The organism is Citrobacter sp. CK199 (assembly GCF_030333285.1).
GTDB classification, from domain to species: Bacteria; Pseudomonadota; Gammaproteobacteria; order Enterobacterales; family Enterobacteriaceae; genus Citrobacter_B; species Citrobacter_B koseri.
In genome coordinates, this window is record NZ_JAOWGF010000024.1 from 441,009 (window position 1) to 455,811 (window position 14,803).

General features: G+C 51.5%; 17 protein-coding genes. 9 read left to right on the top strand and 8 right to left on the bottom strand.

Annotated elements, in window-relative coordinates; genetic code table 11:
* Positions 1 to 65: 65 nt before the first annotated feature.
* The 3 genes from rsmF to OGX75_RS06135 all read left to right on the top strand — a co-directional run bounded on the left by rsmF (position 66) and on the right by OGX75_RS06135 (position 2,152).
* The gene (gene rsmF, locus OGX75_RS06125; protein ID WP_012132033.1) at positions 66 to 1,505 is read left to right on the top strand and encodes a 16S rRNA (cytosine(1407)-C(5))-methyltransferase RsmF; all 1,440 of its coding nucleotides are present in this window, start codon (positions 66 to 68) and stop codon (positions 1,503 to 1,505) included.
* 116 nt (positions 1,506 to 1,621) lie between these two features.
* Positions 1,622 to 1,858, top strand: coding sequence for a YebV family protein (locus tag OGX75_RS06130; protein ID WP_024130262.1), 237 nt, complete (start codon positions 1,622 to 1,624; stop codon positions 1,856 to 1,858).
* 102 nt (positions 1,859 to 1,960) lie between these two features.
* Positions 1,961 to 2,152: a YdfD/YebW family protein gene (locus tag OGX75_RS06135; RefSeq protein ID WP_012132031.1), complete on the top strand. Its 192-nt coding sequence runs from the start codon at positions 1,961 to 1,963 to the stop codon at positions 2,150 to 2,152.
* Here OGX75_RS06135 and pphA read toward each other — a convergent pair whose 3' ends face one another.
* On the bottom strand, positions 2,153 to 2,815 hold the full coding sequence (gene pphA, locus OGX75_RS06140; RefSeq protein WP_024130261.1) for a protein-serine/threonine phosphatase: 663 nt from the start codon (positions 2,813 to 2,815) through the stop codon (positions 2,153 to 2,155).
* Between the two features lie 246 nt (positions 2,816 to 3,061).
* Between pphA and OGX75_RS06145 the strand changes: the two genes are divergently transcribed.
* Together OGX75_RS06145 and OGX75_RS06150 are read left to right on the top strand one after the other, a co-directional pair.
* On the top strand, positions 3,062 to 5,149 hold the full coding sequence (locus tag OGX75_RS06145; protein ID WP_071259049.1) for a TonB-dependent receptor: 2,088 nt from the start codon (positions 3,062 to 3,064) through the stop codon (positions 5,147 to 5,149).
* Between the two features lie 368 nt (positions 5,150 to 5,517).
* Positions 5,518 to 5,709, top strand: a complete 192-nt coding sequence (locus OGX75_RS06150) for a YlcI/YnfO family protein (protein WP_012132027.1) — start codon at positions 5,518 to 5,520, stop codon at positions 5,707 to 5,709.
* 666 nt (positions 5,710 to 6,375) lie between these two features.
* Here OGX75_RS06150 and OGX75_RS06155 read toward each other — a convergent pair.
* Genes OGX75_RS06155 through yobA form a run of 3 tightly spaced genes read right to left on the bottom strand, consistent with a single transcriptional unit; the run spans position 6,376 to position 7,980 of the window.
* Positions 6,376 to 6,714 (bottom strand): YebY family protein, encoded by a 339-nt coding sequence (locus OGX75_RS06155; RefSeq protein ID WP_012132024.1) that lies wholly within the window; start codon positions 6,712 to 6,714, stop codon positions 6,376 to 6,378.
* Between the two features lie 16 nt (positions 6,715 to 6,730).
* Positions 6,731 to 7,606, bottom strand: a complete 876-nt coding sequence (gene copD / locus OGX75_RS06160) for a copper homeostasis membrane protein CopD (protein WP_286451344.1) — start codon at positions 7,604 to 7,606, stop codon at positions 6,731 to 6,733.
* Positions 7,606 to 7,980 (bottom strand): CopC domain-containing protein YobA, encoded by a 375-nt coding sequence (yobA, locus tag OGX75_RS06165; protein WP_153257657.1) that lies wholly within the window; start codon positions 7,978 to 7,980, stop codon positions 7,606 to 7,608. The genes copD and yobA overlap by 1 nt, the downstream gene beginning before the upstream one ends.
* A gap of 140 nt (positions 7,981 to 8,120) precedes the next feature.
* On the opposite strand from yobA, the gene OGX75_RS06170 reads away from it, so the two are divergent.
* The 3 genes from OGX75_RS06170 to exoX all read left to right on the top strand — a co-directional run bounded on the left by OGX75_RS06170 (position 8,121) and on the right by exoX (position 9,799).
* Positions 8,121 to 8,351 carry a DNA polymerase III subunit theta gene (locus OGX75_RS06170; protein ID WP_024130259.1) on the top strand — a complete coding sequence of 77 codons (231 nt, stop codon included), beginning with the start codon at positions 8,121 to 8,123 and terminating at the stop codon, positions 8,349 to 8,351.
* 105 nt (positions 8,352 to 8,456) lie between these two features.
* Complete coding sequence (locus OGX75_RS06175; protein WP_024130258.1) at positions 8,457 to 9,113, top strand: carbon-nitrogen hydrolase family protein; 657 nt, start codon at positions 8,457 to 8,459, stop codon at positions 9,111 to 9,113.
* Positions 9,114 to 9,136: 23 nt separating this feature from the next.
* Complete coding sequence (exoX, locus tag OGX75_RS06180) at positions 9,137 to 9,799, top strand: exodeoxyribonuclease X (protein WP_012132019.1); 663 nt, start codon at positions 9,137 to 9,139, stop codon at positions 9,797 to 9,799.
* On the opposite strand, the gene ptrB is transcribed toward exoX, so the two are convergent.
* The 4 genes from ptrB to yebG form a co-directional block, all read right to left on the bottom strand.
* Positions 9,781 to 11,856 (bottom strand): oligopeptidase B, encoded by a 2,076-nt coding sequence (gene ptrB, locus OGX75_RS06185; protein ID WP_286451256.1) that lies wholly within the window; start codon positions 11,854 to 11,856, stop codon positions 9,781 to 9,783. The genes exoX and ptrB overlap by 19 nt on opposite strands.
* An 87-nt stretch (positions 11,857 to 11,943) precedes the next feature.
* The gene (locus tag OGX75_RS06190) at positions 11,944 to 12,603 is read right to left on the bottom strand and encodes a tellurite resistance TerB family protein (protein ID WP_058669276.1); all 660 of its coding nucleotides are present in this window, start codon (positions 12,601 to 12,603) and stop codon (positions 11,944 to 11,946) included.
* A gap of 93 nt (positions 12,604 to 12,696) precedes the next feature.
* Complete coding sequence (yebF, locus tag OGX75_RS06195) at positions 12,697 to 13,053, bottom strand: protein YebF (protein WP_047463192.1); 357 nt, start codon at positions 13,051 to 13,053, stop codon at positions 12,697 to 12,699.
* A gap of 121 nt (positions 13,054 to 13,174) precedes the next feature.
* Complete coding sequence (gene yebG, locus OGX75_RS06200) at positions 13,175 to 13,465, bottom strand: DNA damage-inducible protein YebG (RefSeq protein ID WP_058669278.1); 291 nt, start codon at positions 13,463 to 13,465, stop codon at positions 13,175 to 13,177.
* 132 nt (positions 13,466 to 13,597) lie between these two features.
* Here yebG and purT point away from each other — a divergent pair, with 132 nt between their 5' ends.
* Complete coding sequence (gene purT / locus OGX75_RS06205; protein ID WP_047463189.1) at positions 13,598 to 14,776, top strand: formate-dependent phosphoribosylglycinamide formyltransferase; 1,179 nt, start codon at positions 13,598 to 13,600, stop codon at positions 14,774 to 14,776.
* Positions 14,777 to 14,803: the final 27 nt, after the last annotated feature.

Here is a 14,803-nt window from a genome sequence, read left to right on the forward strand (position 1 = left end):
CGGCGTGCTCGCGCCGGAGCATTTATGCTACACTGCGCGCCTGTTTTATTGCCGGTGGTACCCAAGTGGCTCAACACGCTGTTTATTTCCCTGATGCCTTTCTGACGCAAATGCGCGAAGCAATGCCTTCGACACTCTCTTTTGACGATTTCCTCGCCGCCTGCCAGCGCCCGTTACGTCGCAGCATTCGCGTGAATACGCTAAAAATTTCTGTGACCGACTTTCTTGCCCTGACGGCACCCTATGGCTGGTCGCTGACGCCTGTTCCCTGGTGCGAGGAAGGTTTCTGGATAGAACGCGATGATGAAGAATCGTTGCCGCTGGGCAGCACCGCCGAACATCTGAGCGGCCTGTTTTATATTCAGGAAGCCAGCTCAATGTTACCGGTCGCCGCGCTGTTTGCTGAAGGGAATACGCCGGAACGCATTATGGATGTTGCTGCCGCGCCGGGTTCGAAAACCACCCAGATCGCCGCGCGGATGAATAATCAGGGCGCCATTCTGGCGAATGAATTCTCCGCCAGCCGGGTCAAAGTGCTGCACGCCAACATCAGCCGCTGTGGGATCAGTAATGTTGCCCTGACCCATTTTGATGGCCGCGTCTTCGGCGCCGCGCTCCCGGAGACATTCGACGCTATCTTACTGGACGCGCCCTGTTCAGGTGAAGGCGTGGTGCGCAAAGATCCCGACGCGCTTAAAAACTGGTCTGTCGAAAGCAACCTGGATATTGCCGCCACACAGCGGGAACTTATCGACAGCGCATTTCACGCGCTGCGCCCTGGCGGTACGCTGGTCTACTCCACCTGCACGCTAAATCGCGAGGAGAATGAGTCCGTCTGTTTGTGGCTGAAAGAGACCTACCCGGAAGCGGTTGAATTTTTGCCTTTAGGCGATCTGTTCCCGGGGGCGGAGCGCGCGCTGACGGCAGAGGGCTTCTTACACGTTTTCCCGCAGATTTACGACTGCGAAGGTTTCTTTGTCGCCCGTTTGCGTAAAACCGCAGCCATTCCCCCGCTTCCCGCGCCTGGCTATAAGGTCGGCAAGTTTCCGTTCGCGCCGATGAAGGGGCGTGAGGCGACGCAAATCACTCAGGCGGCTAACGCCAGTGGACTTCAGTGGGGAGAAAACCTGCACCTCTGGCAGCGAGATAAAGAGGTGTGGTTATTCCCGGCAGAGATTGAAGCGCTGATCGGAAAAGTCCGCTTTTCCCGCCTGGGTATAAAACTGGCGGAAAGCCATAATAAAGGTTATCGCTGGCAGCATGAAGCGGTGATCGCCCTCGCCGATCCACATCATGCCAACGCATTCGAGCTGTCTCATCAGGAGGCGGAAGAGTGGTATCGGGGGCGGGATGTCTACCCGCAAACCGCGCCGTCTGCCGATGATGTGCTGGTCACATTCCAGCATCAGCCCATTGGGCTGGCGAAACGGATTGGTTCCCGGTTGAAGAACAGTTATCCACGTGAACTGGTTCGCGATGGCAAACTCTTTACTGGTAACGACTGAAAGCGGTCAAAAATAGCGCACTTTTTTACTGGCGCTTTTGCTGAAGTTGGCTACGCTGAAATTTGGGCGATCAAACTGGTCGTACCACAATCAGCGAACTAACGGAGAGCACGATGATGAAAACCAGTGTGCGCATTGGCGCTTTTGAAATCGACGATGCCGAGTTACATGGCGAATCGCCGGGGGACCGAACGTTAAGCATTCCCTGTAAATCCGACCCAGATTTATGTATGCAACTGGATGCCTGGGATGATGAAACCAGCATTCCCGCCATTTTAAACGGAGAGCACTCTGTTCTATTCCGCACCCGTTACGATCGTAAGTCCGATGCCTGGGTCATGCGTCTTGCCTGACTCAAAAAGAACCCGTCGCCAGACGGGTTATTTATTCCGCCCTTTCCCCCTTGCGACAACCTCTCCTACACTATCGATACGGCAGGACTATTTGAGGATGGAATGTTCGCACTGGTACTTTTTGTTTGCTACCTGGACGGCGGCTGTGAGGACATTGTGGTGGATATCTACAATACTGAGCAGCAGTGCCTGTATTCGATGGACGACCAGCGGATTCGTCACGGCGGCTGTTTTCCGGTCGAAGACTTTATTGACGGCTTCTGGCTACCCGCTCGCCAGTACAGTGATTTTTAATTACTGAAGTTGAACCAACGTTAGTTCCCCGCCAAATACCGCGCCGGTATCAATATAGTGCAAATTATCGATATCAACGCGATGACGCAGCGGCGTATGACCAAACCAGAAGTGATCGGCCCCGGCAATGCCGTTTACCTGACCCGCATGCCGCTCGCTCAACCGGGAACGACGCCATAGCACCTGGTGTAAATCCACCTCTTTTTGCCAGGCATAGACCTGATGCGGATAATCAGCATGCGCCACAACATGCATGCCGTTCTGGCAGTGCAATTCCAGAATCCAGGGTAAATGCTGACAGTCGTCGAGCGCCTTTCTCGCCAGGCGCTGCTGGTTTGCCGACAATGCGGCATACCAGTCGCCGCCGTTCATAAACCATAACGACAACTGCGAGGCGGCCAGCGCGTCTAACGCCATCTGCTCGTGATTCCCTCTGACGGCGACCACCCACCGTTTGTGCAGAAGTTCCAGACACCGCAAGCTGTCAGGCCCACGGTCGATCACATCCCCCACCGACACCAGCAGATCCTGCCACGGATCAAACCGACACTGTCGTAGTTTCTCCATCAACTGCGAAAAACAGCCGTGGAGGTCGCCGACAATCCAGACATGCCGCCACTGACTCCCCTCAATTTTCTGATAGACGTTTTCCGGCTGTTTCATTGGTTCACCATCAGTAAAAATGAACCTGACATACTTAACCATAGCAGGAAATCTTCAGTCGCAGGCCGCCTCTCCTGAGACCATTAATTATTTTTATAGCAATAATTTAACCTGCAATAATTCTTGTTGATTTCAATAAAATCATATAAATGCCAACTTATGTAAAAGTGTAATGATAATTATTTTTATTATCATTTTCATGCATTATCTTATTGACTTTGCTTTTTTAACAAAGGAAGTTCGATAATGCGTATTAAACCTCTCGCTTCACTTGTCTTATCTTGTCTGGGCGCCACAAGTTTTAATGTTTTTGCCGAAGATGTCATGGTCGTCACCGCATCGGGATACGAGAAAAAAATCACCAATGCGGCAGCCAGTGTTTCTGTTATTTCACAACAAGAATTACAGACCAATAAATATAATGATCTTGGCGATGCTCTCAGGGCCGTTGAGGGAGTGGACGTTGAAAGCAGTACCGGAAAAACAGGGGGGCTTGAAATAAGTATTCGTGGGATGCCTGCCAGTTATACCCTTATTCTTATTGACGGTATTCGTCAGAATGGAACATCGGATGTAACACCGAATGGCTTTTCTGCAATGAATACCAGTTTTATGCCCCCACTTTCAGCCATTGAACGTATAGAGGTTATACGCGGGCCCATGTCTACGCTTTATGGGTCAGACGCCATTGGCGGCGTGGTGAATATTATTACCAAAAAAAGCACCGATAAGTGGAGCACGGCCATTAATACGGGAGTGAACCTACAGGAAAGTAATAAATGGGGAAACAGCACAACCGCAAATTTCTGGTCAAGCGGTCCCCTGGTGCCTGGCTCGCTGGATATGCAGGTTCGTGGAAGCACAACCCAGCGACAAGGCTCCAGTATTACATCACTGAGCGACACCGCAGAAACACGCGTTCCTTATCCCACTGAGTCGCAAAACTACAACATCGGCGCGAGATTTGACTGGAAAGCCAGCGCAAACAATACGCTATGGATGGATCTCGACACATCCCGACAGCGTTATGATAACAGCGACGGTCAGCTTGGTAGCCTCACGGGCGGATATGATAAAACGCTCCGCTATGAGCGCAATAAAGTGACGTTAGGACATGACACCGCCTTAACATTTGGTACATGGAAATCGTCTCTTAACTGGAATGAGACAGAAAACAAAGGACGGCAGCTGGTTTCCTCCGCTCTGACACCCGATCAAGCCTGGAGAGCGGGTGACGATCGTGAACTGAAAAATACCAATGTTATTCTCAACTCGGTGCTTCTCACGCCGCTGGGAGAATCACATTTACTGACGGTGGGTGGCGAATACTGGGACGCACGAATGAAAGATGGCGTCGTTCTGGCCAGTTCAGGTGAAAAGTTCCATCAAAAAAGCTGGGCGACTTACCTTGAAGATGAGTGGCATATCCTGGATTCTCTGGCGTTTACCGTGGGGAGTCGCTATGAACATAACGACGTATTCGGCGGTCATTTCAGTCCTCGTGGCTATCTGGTCTGGGATATGACAGATGAATGGACGCTCAAAGGGGGAATCACAACCGGTTATAAAGCGCCTTCTCTTAGCCAGTTACATAACGGCATCAGCGGTGTTTCTGGTCAGGGAACAATCAATACCGTCGGTAATCCAGATTTAAAACCTGAAGAAAGCACCAGTTATGAAACCGGACTTTATTACGATAATAGCAATGGGTTCAATGCCAATATAACCGGATTCTACACTGAATATCGCAATAAAATTGTTTCTTATTCGATTGATGACAATACCAGTAGCTATACCAATAGCGGAAAAGCGCGTACCGATGGTGTCGAATTTGCAACATCGTTCCCTCTCTGGTTGGATAATTTGAGTCTGTCGCTCAACTATACCTATACTCAGAGCAAACAGAAAGATGGAGATAATAAAGGCGCACCGCTCAGCTATACACCAAAACATATGGCAAATGCCCGCGTTAACTGGCAGGCGACAGATGATTTAAATGCCTGGCTTAGCGCCCGCTATCGCGGTAAAGCGCCCCGCTTTACTCAAACCTATGACAATCTCAGTGCGGTACAGCAGAAAGTGTATGATGACAAAGGCGCAAATCTAAAAGCATGGACAGTGCTGGATATGGGGTTATCTTATAAACTGACTAAAGATTTAACTCTGAATACCGCCGTCAATAACGTGCTGGATAAAGACTTTAGCGACGTCAAATTATATCAATCTGGCCGTTCCAGCACCTATGCTGGCGATTATTTCCAGACAGCGCAGTCAACGACCGGATACGTTATTCCTGGTCGCAACTACTGGATGTCTTTAAACTATCAGTTCTAATAATACAGCAAGCGTCCATACACTCCGTATGCGGCGCTTGCTTATCTTTTGTGAGTATAAACAGCCAAAAAACACACGGATATTAATTAATAAATATCTACCCTCACAATATGAATTACCCAATAAAATCAATCTGATTATCGTTATCGCACATCTTGAAAAGATTCAAGACATTAAAAAATAGAGAATAGTCACTGAACAACCCCACTCTTCAATGTGGTATCGCTAAGGTATTCTTTGTTGCGACGCAATTCACAACCAGGAAACCTCGCCGTCATCACCGTTGATTTCATTGATGTAAATCAATTCTCTTCATGCGTAGTTACGCGAAAGTAACAGTGATGTGAATTAGTTGCGAGAAGCACCTTATGTCGATAAAGAACTTTACAGGCAAAACAGTGATAAAAAACATCCGTTTTTCATACAGTTTGCTGAAACAAATAGAGCAAGTGATGGCGAAGGAAAAAACCAGCAATTTTTCTGCATGGGTAAAAGAAGCATGTCGTGAAAAAGCCCTGAATTCCAGTACGCCCAAAGACGTAAATAGAAACAAAAATTAACTCTTTATAGCTACGACCAAAATGAAAAGATGCTTATTTATTAGTAAATACACCTTTATCCTGATATCTATTGGGAATGTTATCTATTTCATTTTGAATTATCACGCGTTAGACGCGGTGTTGATCATACTGTTTTATGTCGCTCTGATTTTTACCCCCGTCATCCTCATCCTGCGAGCCTTCTGTGCGCAGCATGAGTAACTCATCGAGCATGATTCATAAACGTTCATCCATGTAAACCTGGCTTCACACGGCACTCTGACGCACAAAAATTAACATACCAATCAAAAAACCCTGGACGCACTCGGTACAGAGTATGTTATGGTTTGGACAGGATATGGAAAATTCGAGTAACTTTCGTGTGGTTTCGGGTTAGTATCTGAAAACACACTTCAAAACAAACAGATAAAAAGAGACCGAATACGATTCCTGTATTCGGTCCAGGGAAATGGCTCTTGGGAGAGAGCCGTGCGCTAAAAGTTGGCATTAATGCAGGCTAAGTCGCCTTGCCCTTTAAGAATAGATGACGACGCCAGGTTTTCCAGTCCACGACGAAAGTGGCCGGTAAAAAACGACCGTTGTCAGCCGCAACAACGAAAAAACCGCAAGTTCCTCTGCATGAGGCTTGCGGTTTTTTATTGGAAATCAGAAAGATACTTCTGGTAATTAGCAGAGCTTTTCCGCACGTTCAATAAACGGCGCCAGGCTCATTTTTTCACCCGGTTTTGCCGGATCGTCAATCTGAATGACGGTGATAGCCTGCGCGTTGGTTTTGCCGCTTGCAACTTGCTGCTCTGCAACATCGTTCAGCGGGTATTGCACCAGCGTGCTCGGGTTGATGACATACAGGGCATGGCCCGGTCGGCAGGTCAGCATCACCTCTTCGCGGTTAAACGCCCACTTGTCTTTACCCACTTCAAAGCGGCTCACGGTGATAACCTGAGGCGCCGCCAGCGCAGCGCCTGAACTTGCCAACAAGAGCAGAGAGAGAATCATTTTTTTCATGAGTTTTGCCAGTCCATCAGAAGGGTTCCAGGGTTGCGAACAGGCTGACAATCGCCAGCACAACGGCTCCAATTCCCCATTCAATCTGAGTCATCCAGATAAACCAGAGATTCGCGCGGCGATTTTCCTGCCGCATACGTGGTACGAGAACATACCGGTTCGTTAGCGCAATTGCCACCATTAGCAGGACAAGGACACATTTTAACAAAAGAAGCTGCCCGTACGCGGTATGCCAGGGGGCGGAAAACCCCGTAATAAAAAGCACATTTGCGATGCCGGTACACAATACGCCCGCGACAAACAGATGACCATAGCGGGAGAAACGCATCATTGTTTCGATGGCCTGTTGTCGCCAGCGACCTTTCGCCATGCGCATACAGTAGATAACCGGCAGCAGACCGCCAAACCAGGCCGCAGCGCACACCAGATGAGTCGCATGGTTAATCTGCTGTACCGCGCCCACCACGCCATCATTCAGCGTGGCGTGGCCAACGCCTGCCAGCAACATAAACTGGGCAATCATCAGGATGAGCAGCAGACGCGGTAAATTTCTCGGCACAACCAGCGTCATGACCAACGTGACAAGCGCGAGAATAATCTGCCACAGCCATACGCCGCCAAATTGGGTCTGTAAAACCGCGCCCCATATCGAAACCGAGATTACGTCCTGCCAGCCCGCCCCCATTAGTCCACCCTGGATCGCCAGCATCAGCGTCGCGCTGACAAAGCTCCACACGGCAGCGTGCTGTTGCAGGCGCAGAAAGCGGCGCGTCATCAGGCGACGAACAGAAACCGGCGCCAGCCACGCGCCATATAACGCGCAGCCAAACACCAGCATCATGGCGCTAAAATGGATAAAGCGAAGCGCTACCCAGGTAAACGTCAGCATGATTACTTCACGCTAAAGGTGTATTGCCCTTTTGTCTTATGACCGTCAACCGACACCACATGCCAGTTAACCGTATAGGTTCCGGGATTAAGCGTCTGATCCAGAGGAATAATGAGCTGTTTCGCATCCTGCTCATTGCGCTTCGCAGGCCGCGTTTTGATGCTTTCCTGCTTTGGCCCGGTCAGCGTCGCCCCGCTGAAGCCAGGCTCAATGCCTTCGGAGAAATTCAGCGTCAATGCCTGCGGCGCGGCAGTCACCTCAGCGTCAGCCGCCGGGTATTGATGCGTCAGATGCGCATGTGCCCAGGCCGCAGGCACCGCCAGCGTTGAGGCGAGGAAAAGGAGAGCATAGCGCAAAGAAGGTGCAGTAGAAGCCATATCAATTATTCCTTTTTGTTATGTCTGATTTACAGAGAATAACCTTCTATAATGGTCGAGTCGAGAATCATCATTTCCGGCTTGCCATTGAGGCGCACTCTTAGTAACTTTTGCGCGCCATTGATGATAAGGAGAAGCGTATGCAAACGAACCTGGCTCAACTTGAACAAGCTGACATGGATAAGATAAACGTTGACCTGGCCGCAGCCGGTGTGGCGTTTAAAGAGCGTTACAATATGCCCGTCGTGGCAGAAGTCGTTGAGCGTGAACAGCCAGAACACCTGCGCGAATGGTTTCGTGAACGTCTGATTGCCCACCGTCTGGCGTCGGTTTCCCTGTCACGCTTACCTTACGAACCGAAAGTTAAATAAACTTATATAGCGTTACACTTCCTTACACATGAGTTGCTACAGTATAAGTACATTCTTAAACTAAGATTTAAGGATGATTGTAGACACTATGAAAAGGAAATCATTATGTCACACTGGAAAATCGCGGCGGCGCAGTATGAACCACCTCGCGCCACGCTGGCAGAACATGTCGCGCACCATCTGCAATTTGTTGAGATTGCTGCCAGCCAGCAATGCGAACTCCTGGTATTCCCTTCCCTGTCGTTAACCGGATGCAACGATACGGCGCAGGCGCTCCCTGTCCCGCCCGATGAGTCCTTATTACAGCCGCTTGCTTATGCGGCATCCGCGTACCGCATGACGATTATTGCCGGGCTGCCGGTTGAGCATAACGGCCAGTTAGTCAGAGGCATTGCCATTTTCGCCCCCTGGGTGACATCGCCGCTGATCTTTCATCAAAGCCACGGCGCCTGCGTGGCCCGCCACCGGAAAACGATAAGCGTGATGGATGAGCAGCCGGAAGGCATTGATATCGATCCCGCCTTTTCGTTATTCACCACCAGCCAGTGCGTCAGCGAACATGATTTATTTACCTCCACCTCCCGGTTGCAACGTTTTTCGCATCGCTTCGCCATTGCCGTGTTGATGGCAAACGCCGGAGGCAGCAGCGCGCTATGGGATGAAAGCGGCCAGCTCATTGTCCGCGCGGACAGCGGTTCTCTGCTGTTAACAGGTCAGCATACGACACGGGGTTGGCAAGGCGATATCATTCCATTACGCTAGGTGTTTTCGGTCGGGAGCACCCCATGTTGCGAGTTATAGATACGGAAACCTGCGGACTACAGGGCGGGATTGTTGAGATTGCCTCTGTCGATGTGGTGGCGGGGAGAATTGTCAATCCAATGAGCCATCTGGTTCGTCCTGACCGCCCCATCAGCCCGCAGGCGATGGCGATTCACCGTATCAGTGAATCGATGGTTGCCGATAAACCCTGGATCGAAGATATCATTCCGCTCTATCACGGAAGCGAATGGTATGTCGCGCATAACGCCAGTTTCGACCGGCGTGTGCTGCCAGAGATGCCGGGAGAGTGGATTTGTACCATGAAGCTGTCCCGCCGGTTATGGCCGGGGATCAAATACAGCAACATGGCGCTCTACAAATCCCGTAAGCTAAGCGTGCAAACACCGCCCGGCCTTCATCATCACCGCGCATTGTATGACTGCTATATCACGGCGGCATTGCTGATCGATATTATGAACACGTCAGGCTGGACAGCGGAACAAATGGTCGACATTACCGGACGCCCGGCCCTGTTAACGACATTTACGTTTGGCAAATATCGCGGCAAAGCCGTTTCTGAAGTCGCCGAGCGCGATCCGGGCTATCTGCGCTGGTTGTTTAATAACCTTGACAACATGAGCCCGGAGCTGCGTTTAACGCTTAAACACTATCTGAGCGACGCCTGAGCGCCTGCCTGCCCTGGCAACGTGCCCTGAGCGAGGCCAATCAGAAAAGCGAATTCCAGCGCCACTCCCTCATACGCTTTAAAACGCCCGGACTTCCCGCCATGCCCGGAATCCATATCCGTACACAGCAACAGCAGGTGGTCATCCGTTTTCAGTTCGCGCAGTTTAGCGACCCATTTGGCGGGTTCCCAGTATTGCACCTGCGAATCATGTAACCCGGTGGTAACCAGAAGATGCGGATAGTCCTGCGCGGTAACGTTGTCGTACGGACTGTAGCTTTTCATATACGCGTAGTATTCCGCATCCTGCGGATTTCCCCACTCTTCGAACTCTCCCGTGGTTAAAGGGATAGATTCATCAAGCATTGTCGTCAGGACGTCAACAAACGGCACCTGCGCGATGACGCCATGAAAAAGTTCAGGACGTTCGTTAATCGCGACGCCCATCAACATGCCGCCCGCGCTGCCGCCCATGCCATAGCAAAATGAAGGCGAGCCGTAGCCCAGTTTCAGCAACGCGTCGCAGGCATCAAGATAGTCATTAAACGTATTTTTCTTTTTCAGAAACTTACCGTCTTCATACCACTGATGACCTAACTCACCGCCGCCGCGAACATGCACGATGGCGTAAACAAATCCGCGATCCAGCAAACTTAACCGACTGCTGCTGAAATCAGCATCCATGCTGGCGCCATAGGAACCGTAGCCGTAGACAAGCAACGGATTCTGCCCCTTACGGAAGTGTTTTCGATGGTAAACCAGCGAAACCGGAACCTCTACGCCATCCCTGGCGACAATCCACAGGTGCTCACTCTGATAATTCGCAGCGTCAAATCCCGGCACATCCGTTTGTTTGAGCACGCGCCGCTCGCCGGTATCCATGTCCAGCTCAAACAAGGTGTCAGGCGTCGTCATCGATGAATAACCATAACGCAAGCGGGACGTTTCCGGTTCAGGGTTATAGGCAAGCCAGGTGACGTAGGCCGGATCGTCGAACGCAATCCCCGTTACTTCACGCGTTTTACGGTTAATCTGCCGCAGGCTGGTCAAACCACGCTGGCGTTCTTCCACCACCAGCCAGTCGGTAAAAAGGGTAAAACCCTCCAGCATGATGCTCTCGCGCGGCGCAATCAGCTCTTCCCAGGCATTTTCATCACGTACCCGGCTGCGATACAGACCAAAGTTTTTTCCGTGGCGATTGGAACGCAGATAAAACTTATGCTGGTAATGATCGAGACTGTATTCATGATCTTTACGCCGTGGTAAAAACGAGAAGGGTTCCGCATCGGCCAGTTCAGCATCCAGCAACAACACTTCACTGGTGGTCGCACTGGCGAGATGGATCACCACATAATGCTGAGAGGTGGTTTTGTGCAAACTGACGTAAAAAGCGTCGTCCTTTTCTTCATAGACCAGTTGATCCTGCGTGGCCGGCGTGCCCACGGTATGACGCCATACCTGGTAAGGCAGCAATGTGGTGCCGTGTTTACGCACGTAGTAAAGCGTCAGCGAATCATTCGCCCAGACAAACTCTGGCGCCACATTATCCAGCAGTTCCGGGTACCAGTTACCGCTTTCAAGATTACGAAAACGCAGCCCATACTGACGACGGGAAAGATAATCTTCCGCCAGCGCCATGATGGTGTTGTCCGGCGTAATGGCCATTCCACCGAGGGTATAAAACTCGCTGTGGGCCGCTCGCTGATTCGCATCCAGCAATAAATCCCACGCATCCGACTCTTCACTTCGCACCGGCTGGCGTTGGTAAATAGCATATTCACACCCTGGCTCATAAATCTGCCGGTAGCGATAACCATTTTTAACGTAAGGTGCGGAAACATCTCTGGGCGGAATGCGATCGATAATCTCTTTCAGCACGCGATCCTGTAACGCCTGCTGTGACGCCATGACCTGATGTCCATAGGCGTTTTCCTGATGCAGATAGTCAAGGACATCAGGCTGCGAGCGGGAGTCGTCTCGCAGCCAATAATAGTTATCGACACGGGTGTCGCCATGCAACGTCATGGTGTGCGGAATACGGGTGGCTTTTGGTAGCATGTCTTTGTTCTTTTGTCTTTAAACACCCTATAAGGGTGGCAAAAGTCACGCACGATGCAAGCGAAACATGCTATGCAGGGGATTACGTTAGCCTGGCAGAGCCTGTTTTTGCTGTTGCAGATCCTGCTCGATGCCATCCCGCACATCCTGAGGAATTTTCAGCGCATCGCCCAACGCATTCAGATAACTGCGCTCCATAAAATGGTCGATATCAATGGCGGCACAGCTCAGGAAGTAAATTTCCAGCGCCTCTTCCTCATTACGGATGCCTTGCGCCAGACGCTGCGGATCGAGCGGCTGTTCAATCGCCTGTTCGATAAGCACACGTCCCTGCTCCTCCACCCCGGCTTCACGCAACTGGCGTTCGATGGCTGCACGCTCCTGGCTATCGATATGCCCGTCGCTTTTCGCCGCAAACACCAGGGCGAGGATCAACCGCTCGGTTCGTTGGTCCAGCGGCGTACTCTGCGCGCCGAATTGCGGCTCATCCTGATGCGCAGCACGTACCCTCTCTTTGTATTTGTTCCATAAGACAGTGCCTGCCACCGCGCCGCCGCCAACCAACAGGGCGCTGGTGCCATATTTAGTCAGTAACTTACGGGAAGATTTATTGGCGACCAGTAAACCGGCCAGACCGCCTAACGCGCCGGGAACCAGCAGTTTACTCAACCCTTGTTCGCCTGAAGAAGATGCAGAGGCTCCGTTTTGCCCGAGAAGAGATTGTAATTGGTTTAGCCAGTTAGCCATTTTGCCCCTCAAATACAAACGATGAATCGTCAAAGCGTACTTGAGGGGGTGTCAGGAAGTGTCTAATTCAGCAAAAGATGCGCAAATTTGCCATTAGCGGGGCTGGTATTCCGCGGTTCCGGCTTTGCAATCAACCTTTACCAGATAATGAAGATCGGCACTTTTCCCGCGAACAGTCAGAGGAACCGTCCAGTTACCCTCTTTGCCGGTAATATCCTGAGTGTTGACCCACACCACCGGATTCGCCTGTCCGACCTTTTTTTGGTCATCAGCCCAACGTACGATACGGTTTTGCTGATAATCGCGCTTCACGCTGGCGGCGATCCCATCAGCGTTCAGCCCTTCACAGGTCGGGAATTTCACCGATTTGCTGGCCGTATCGGCAGCGAAGACCGATACGCTGGCGGACAACAACAGCAGGCTCAACAGCGCTCCTCTTTTTTTATTCATACTTTTTCTCCTTATATCTCCTTCGTCTTTCAGGCTGCATGTTTGCAACGCGAAATCCACGGGCATAGCACAATGATTCAGGAAAAAGCATGGTACAAAACGTCAGGAGCGCAAGTCAGACTCAGGCCGCTTGCGTGTCATCCTCCGCCGTCGCATCGCTTTTAACCACCTGCGGCGACGGCAATTTGCCGGTTTTCAGGATCGTGCTCAATACGTCTTTTTGTTCAGCCAGCCACAGAGAAAGCGCTTCGCGCTGTTCGTCTTCCATCGCTACCGGAGACTGCTCAAGCCATGTGTCGAGCAGGTCTGCCGTATCAAGCATTTTGTCATACGCATCGGCGTCCTTTTTGCTGGTAAACGACATTTTTTCCTCACCTTCCCGAATGACCACGTATTTAACTTCAACCGCCATTTTTGCAGCCTCTCAATTACCTGTAATTATGTACAGTATATTACTTTTCAGTAATGAAATCAACCTGGCAATAAAGACAGACGCAAACGTTTTCGTATATACTGCGCCCAGTTAAATCAGGGGATATATTTTATGACGTTATTAGGCACCGCGCTGCGTCCGGCGGCTACGCGCGTAATGTTATTGGGTTCAGGCGAACTGGGAAAAGAAGTGGCGATCGAATGCCAACGCCTGGGTGTGGAAGTTATCGCGGTGGATCGTTACCCGGATGCGCCAGCGATGCACGTCGCCCACCGCTCACACGTCATCAATATGCTGGATGGCGAAGCGCTGCGCCGCGTGGTTGAACGCGAAAAGCCGCATTTCATTGTGCCGGAAATTGAAGCTATCGCGACGGACATGCTGGTAGAGCTGGAGCAGGAAGGACTGAATGTGGTGCCTTGCGCCCGGGCGACGCAACTGACGATGAACCGTGAAGGCATCCGTCGTCTGGCGGCAGAAGAGCTGGCGTTGCCGACCTCTTCTTTCCGTTTTGCCGACAGCGAAGAACGCTTTCGCGAGGCGGTGGCAGAGATCGGTTTTCCCTGCATTGTGAAGCCAGTGATGAGTTCTTCCGGTAAAGGACAGAGTTTCATCCGCAGCGCCGACCAACTGTCGCAGGCATGGGAATATGCCCAACAGGGCGGCCGCGCTGGCGCAGGGCGCGTGATTGTCGAAGGCGTGGTTAAATTCGATTTTGAAATCACTCTGCTGACCGTCAGCGCCATAGATGGCGTCCATTTTTGCGCCCCTGTCGGCCATCGTCAGGAAGACGGCGATTATCGTGAATCCTGGCAACCGCAGCAGATGAGCGATCTGGCGCTGGCGCGCGCGCAGGAGATCGCCCGCAAGGTTGTTCTGGCGTTAGGCGGCTATGGGTTATTTGGCGTCGAGCTTTTTGTCTGCGGCGATGAGGTAGTCTTCAGCGAAGTCTCCCCGCGACCGCATGATACCGGCATGGTGACGTTGATTTCGCAAGATCTGTCAGAGTTTGCCCTGCACGTTCGCGCTTTCCTCGGCCTGCCCGTGGGCGAAATTCGTCAGTATGGCCCTGCCGCGTCCGCCGTTATTTTACCGACGCTCACCAGCCAGAATGTAACGTTTGATAATGTACAAGCGGCCGTCGGAGCGGGTTTACAGGTGCGGTTCTTCGGCAAGCCGGACATCGACGGAACTCGTCGGTTAGGCGTCGCGCTGGCGACAGCGGAACGCGTCGAAGAGGCCGTTGAGCGTGCAAAACACGCGGCGGCGCAGGTGAAAGTCGCGGGGTAAAAAAATGCCGGATGGCGCTGCGCTTAT

Coding starts and splice junctions, on each gene's coding strand:
- pphA (WP_024130261.1), bottom strand. CDS start 2,815: ATGAAACAGCCGGAAAACGTCTATCAGAAAATTGAGGGGAGTCAGTGG.
- OGX75_RS06135 (WP_012132031.1), top strand. CDS start 1,961: ATGTTCGCACTGGTACTTTTTGTTTGCTACCTGGACGGCGGCTGTGAG.
- purT (WP_047463189.1), top strand. CDS start 13,598: ATGACGTTATTAGGCACCGCGCTGCGTCCGGCGGCTACGCGCGTAATG.
- OGX75_RS06130 (WP_024130262.1), top strand. CDS start 1,622: ATGAAAACCAGTGTGCGCATTGGCGCTTTTGAAATCGACGATGCCGAG.
- yebF (WP_047463192.1), bottom strand. CDS start 13,053: ATGAATAAAAAAAGAGGAGCGCTGTTGAGCCTGCTGTTGTTGTCCGCC.
- OGX75_RS06155 (WP_012132024.1), bottom strand. CDS start 6,714: ATGAAAAAAATGATTCTCTCTCTGCTCTTGTTGGCAAGTTCAGGCGCT.
- exoX (WP_012132019.1), top strand. CDS start 9,137: ATGTTGCGAGTTATAGATACGGAAACCTGCGGACTACAGGGCGGGATT.
- yobA (WP_153257657.1), bottom strand. CDS start 7,980: ATGGCTTCTACTGCACCTTCTTTGCGCTATGCTCTCCTTTTCCTCGCC.
- OGX75_RS06170 (WP_024130259.1), top strand. CDS start 8,121: ATGCAAACGAACCTGGCTCAACTTGAACAAGCTGACATGGATAAGATA.
- OGX75_RS06190 (WP_058669276.1), bottom strand. CDS start 12,603: ATGGCTAACTGGCTAAACCAATTACAATCTCTTCTCGGGCAAAACGGA.
- OGX75_RS06145 (WP_071259049.1), top strand. CDS start 3,062: ATGCGTATTAAACCTCTCGCTTCACTTGTCTTATCTTGTCTGGGCGCC.
- yebG (WP_058669278.1), bottom strand. CDS start 13,465: ATGGCGGTTGAAGTTAAATACGTGGTCATTCGGGAAGGTGAGGAAAAA.
- OGX75_RS06175 (WP_024130258.1), top strand. CDS start 8,457: ATGTCACACTGGAAAATCGCGGCGGCGCAGTATGAACCACCTCGCGCC.
- OGX75_RS06150 (WP_012132027.1), top strand. CDS start 5,518: ATGTCGATAAAGAACTTTACAGGCAAAACAGTGATAAAAAACATCCGT.
- ptrB (WP_286451256.1), bottom strand. CDS start 11,856: ATGCTACCAAAAGCCACCCGTATTCCGCACACCATGACGTTGCATGGC.